Here is a 4,765-nt window from a genome sequence, read left to right on the forward strand (position 1 = left end):
GCCGGGCGCTGTCGGGAGCCCCGCCGTCGAGGACGAGGACACGCCCGACGGCGACGTGGCCGGCGCGGCGCAGGAAGGCACGTACCTCGCCGGCGAGGAGCGCGAGAACGAGGTGGCCGGCATGCAGGGCGACCTGGGCGAGGCCATGAGCGACGACGAGCCGACGGACGCCGAGACGGAGGGGGCCACGGAGCTCTCGACGGGCGAGGGTACAGCGTCGGTCGGCCGCGACGCCGCAGGCATTCCATTTTTCCGCCAGGTCAAAGAGCTCACGCTCGCGGGCTACTACACGTCCGAGATCGGGGCGACGCAGGAACTCCAGTGGCTCGCCGCACCCGGCCGCTACGACCCCGACGTGCCGCTCTCCGAGATTGGCCGCGCCTGGGCGTAGCGGGTCTAGGGAGTGCCGAGCCGCCCTCGCGGCCGGTCTACGTCCATAGGCTCGACTCACCTCGTGGCCGATCGCAACACTCTTATTCGTCCTCGAGGACGAGAGCGCCTACGCGCCAACTCACTGATAGCCAGCCGTCCTCGAGGCCGCAGAACTCGAAACCCTACGAACCCCAAACCATCTTCATGTCTGACCACGCACACGGCCACGACGCCGGGTTTATCGAGAAGGTCCGAACAGTCCGCGTCCAAGCGACCTCCGAGGTCTACGACGCCATCGTCGTCGGGTCGGGGATGTCGGGCGGATGGGCCGCCAAAGAGCTCACCGAGAAAGGGCTCAAGACGCTGGTCTTGGAGCGCGGCCGCAACGTCGAGCACGGGACCGACTACATCACGGAGCACCGGACGCCCTGGGAGACCCCGTTCCGCGGCCGCGGCGACCGCCGCCACGCCGAGGAGCGGCAGTTCCGCCAGTCCAAGGCCGGCCCCTACAACGAGAACACGGCCCACTGGTACGTCGACGACGTCGACAACCCGTACGAGACCGAGGACGAGACCGAGGACGAGTTCCTGTGGGTGAGGGGCTACCACCTGGGCGGCCGGTCGGTGATGTGGGGCCGCCAGAGCTACCGGCTCTCGGAGATGGACTTCACGGCCAACGAGCGTGAGGGGCGCGGCACGCGCTGGCCGGTCACCTACGACGAGATCGATCCGTGGTACTCCTACGTCGAGCGGTTCGCCGGCATCTCGGGCGAGTCGATGGGGCTCCAGCAGCTCCCCGACTCCGAGTTCCTGCCGCCGATGCCGCTGACGGCCGTCGAGAACCGGGTCAAAGAGTCCATCGCGCGGGACTACAACGGCCGCGCGATGACCGTCGGCCGGACGGCGATCCTGACGCAGCCGCACAACGAGGGCGGCGTCCAGCGGGCGGGCTGCCACTACTGCGGTCCCTGCGACCGAGGGTGCTCAGCGGGCGCCTACTTCTGCTCGCTCTCGACGACGTTGCGGGCGGCCCAGAACACGGGCAACATGACGATCCGGCCGCACTCGATCGTCCACTCCCTCGTCTACGACGACGATGCGGACCGCGTGACCGGCGTCCGCGTGATCGACCAGGAGACGAAGGAGGAGATGGTGTTCAACGCCAAGCTCGTGTTCCTCAACGCGAGCGCGATCGGGAGCGCCATGATCCTGATGAACAGCACCTCCCCGCGTTTCCCAGACGGCTTGGGCAACCAGTCGGGGCTGTTGGGCAAGGGGATCATGGACCACCACTTCATGGTCGGCGCGAGCGGCGAGTTCCCCGAGTTCGCCGACCGGTACTACTTCGGCAACCGGCCCAACGGGATCTACATCCCGCGCTTTCAGAACCTGCCGTGGGATCCGTCCTCGAACCGTGACTTCACGCGAGGCTATGGGTACCAAGGTGGTTCGGGCCGTGGCAACTGGAGCCGAGCGGCCAGCGGGCCGGGTGTCGGCGTGGCGCTCAAGGAGTCGCTGCGGAACCCGGGCGAGTGGACGTTCACCATGTTCCCCTTCGGCGAGATCCTGGCCTACGACGACAACCGCGTCGAGCTCACGGACCAGACCGACGACTACGGCATGCCGATCCCGCGCATCGTCGGGTCGATCCGCGACAACGAGCGGCGGATGAGGGTCGCGATGAAGAGCGACGGCGCCGAGATGCTCGAGGCCGCCGGCGCCGTCAACGTGACCGAGTGGGAGGCCCCGTACCGCCTGGGCGAGGGCATCCACGAGATGGGCACGGCGCGCATGAGTGCGACGCCCGAGACCGGCTGCGTGGACTCGAACAACCGCGTCCACGAGATCCCGAACCTCTACGTCACCGACGGCGCGTTCATGACGTCCGCCGGCTGCCAGAACCCGTCGCTGACCTACATGGCGTTCACCGCCCGCGCGTGCGACCACGCCGTCAACGCGGTCAACAGCGGCGACCTGAGGGTGTGATGGTTGGCTGCGCCTTCGCTACGCAGTCGGGGTCCGCCCGGCCGTTCTCGAGGGCGTCTCCGGCTGCGAGCCTCGGCCTCGAGGCCGAACACCTTACCGTCGTCGGCGCGTAAGGCCCGAACCCTGAACTCAGAACCCTGAACCCGTGAAACGCCGAGACTTCGTCCGCACCACTGCCGCGGCCTCGATGGCGCCGCTGGTCGTCCCTCGACACGTGCTGGGCGGGGCCGGCTTCGTCGCGCCGAGCGACACCGTCAGCGTGGGCATCATCGGAGCCGGTGGGATGGGCGCCTCGAACGCGGCGCCGCTCGCCATGAGTGACCGTGTTCGGATCACCGCCATCGCCGACGTGGACATGGGCCACGTCCAGGGCGCGGTTCAGCGCCGCCTCGGCTCCGACAACGCGCGAGGACGCGCCGCAGGAGCCGCCCTCGAGGACGCCTATGGGAGCGCCGCTCGGTTCCAGGACTACCGCGAGCTGCTGGCCGAGGTCGACGACCTCGATGCGGTCGTGGTCGCGACGCCGGACCACGTCCACGCGCACGCCGTCCTCCACGCGATGCGGCGCGGGCTCCACGTCTATGCCCAGAAGCCGCTGACGTACACCGTGGCCGAGAGCCGTCGGCTGGCCGCGGCGGCGGCCTCGACGGGGTTGGTGACCCAGATGGGCAACCAGGGACACTCGGGTGACGACGGGAGGCGCGTCGTCGAGGTCGTCCGGGCCGGCGTGCTGGGCAAGGTCCACGAGATCCAGTCGTGGACGAACCGGCCGAACGGCTGGTGGCCACAGGGCGTCCCGATGCCCGACCCGGCGCCCGCACCGGACGGCGTGGCGTGGGACGTCTACCTCGGCCCGAACGAGATGCAGCCGTACCGGCCGGGGATCCACCCGTTCGGGTGGCGCGGCTTCGTCGGCTTCGGCGTCGGGTCCCTGGGCGACATGGGCGCGCACCTGGTCGACTTCCCGATCTGGGCGCTCGACCTGGCCCGACCGTCGCGCGTCGAGACGCGGCACACGCCGTGGGGCGGAGGCGACGACCGAGCGACGTACCCGCTAGCCACGGTCACCACCTACCGGTTCGGCGGCGCCGGCCCGATGGCGGGCGCCGCGGACCCGGGCGGCGAGATCGACATGACGTGGTACGACGGCGGGCTCCTGCCCCCGACGCCCGTCCAAGCGCCGGACGGCTTCGAGCTCGACCCCAACGGCGGCGTCATCTTCGTCGGCGAGCGCGGTCTGTTGATCCACGAGACCTACGGGAGCAACCCGCGCTTCCTGTCCAACGAGCCCGGCACCGACCTCGAGGCCGAGGCCGCGGACGTGCCCCGCACGCTCACGCGGTTCGACGACGACGTGGGCATCCACGGCGGTGTCCACGAGCGGAACTGGATCCGCGCGATCCTGGGCGAGGAGGAGGCCTCGTGCCCGTTCGAGTACGGCGCGCACCTCAACGAGATCATGCTGCTGGGCGTCGCCGCGATGTCGGCCGGCCGGCCCCTCGAGGTCGCGCCCGACGGGACCGTCACGAACCACTCCGATGGCGCCTCGCTCTTGACCCGCTCCTACCGCGACGGCTGGCAACTCCCCGACATCGACTGATCCGCCCGCGAGGGCGATCTCGATCCACAACTCAGAGCGCCGTCTCTAGACCCCGACCGCGATGAACCGACGACACTTTCTCCGCAACACCGGTTCAGCCGCCGCTCTAGCAGCCGTGCTCGGTCCCGGCGCCGCTCGGGCGTTTGCGGCCTCGAGGACGGCGCCGGTCCCGGCCGAGATCGGGATCCAGCTCTACACCCTGCGCGACATCCTGCCGGGCGACGTGAACGGCGTCTTGGAGATGCTCAAGCGCTACGGCATCGACCAGGTCGAGACGGCGGGCTACGCCGACCGCGACCCCGCGGCGTTCCGGTCCGTCTTGGACGCGCTCGAGCTCTCGGCGCCGTCCGCGCACGCGATGGTCTCCGAGATTATCCCGCCCAACACGAGCATGTCGAACGCCGGCCTGCCGACGTTCCAGGCCGCCCTCGAGGTCGCCGACGCCGTCGGGCACGACTACCTCGTGATCCCGTGGCTGCCGCCGGACGCGCGGCCGGACCGCGACGGCTACCTCCGGTTGGCGGACATGCTGAACGAGTTCGGCGAGCGGTCCAAGGCCGTCGGCATCCAGCTCGGGTACCACAACCACGACTTCGAGTTCGAGACGTTCGGGACGGACCGGCCGGCCTACTTCGACTTCGTCGAACGTCTGGAGCCGGACCTGGTCGTCTTGGAGCTCGACCTGTACTGGGTGGCCGTCGCAGGCCACGACCCGGTCGACATCTTCGAGATGTACCCCGGCCGCTTCCCGCTGTGGCACGTCAAGGACGGCGCCGGGCCGGACATGACCCAGACCGACGTCGGCGC

Annotated in this window: 4 protein-coding genes; all 4 read left to right on the plus strand. The window is 69.8% G+C overall.

Features of this window, described 5'->3' with window-relative positions; all coding sequences use genetic code 11:
* Positions 1-391 (plus strand): gluconate 2-dehydrogenase subunit 3 family protein (locus WBA11_RS19980; RefSeq protein ID WP_424522387.1); only part of this gene is annotated, 391 nt, incomplete at its 5' end.
* 185 nt (positions 392-576) lie between these two features.
* Positions 577-2,358 carry a GMC oxidoreductase gene (locus WBA11_RS19985; protein ID WP_424522388.1) on the plus strand — a complete coding sequence of 594 codons (1,782 nt, stop codon included), beginning with the start codon at positions 577-579 and terminating at the stop codon, positions 2,356-2,358.
* Positions 2,359-2,503: 145 nt separating this feature from the next.
* Positions 2,504-3,958, plus strand: coding sequence for a Gfo/Idh/MocA family protein (locus tag WBA11_RS19990; protein WP_424522389.1), 1,455 nt, complete (start codon positions 2,504-2,506; stop codon positions 3,956-3,958).
* 61 nt (positions 3,959-4,019) lie between these two features.
* Positions 4,020-4,765, plus strand: a 746-nt coding sequence (locus WBA11_RS19995; protein ID WP_424522390.1) for a TIM barrel protein, incomplete at its 3' end; no start/stop codon positions are given.

Origin of the sequence: Rubrivirga sp., from assembly GCF_049648075.1 — a bacterium.
GTDB lineage: Bacteria > Bacteroidota > Rhodothermia > Rhodothermales > Rubricoccaceae > Rubrivirga.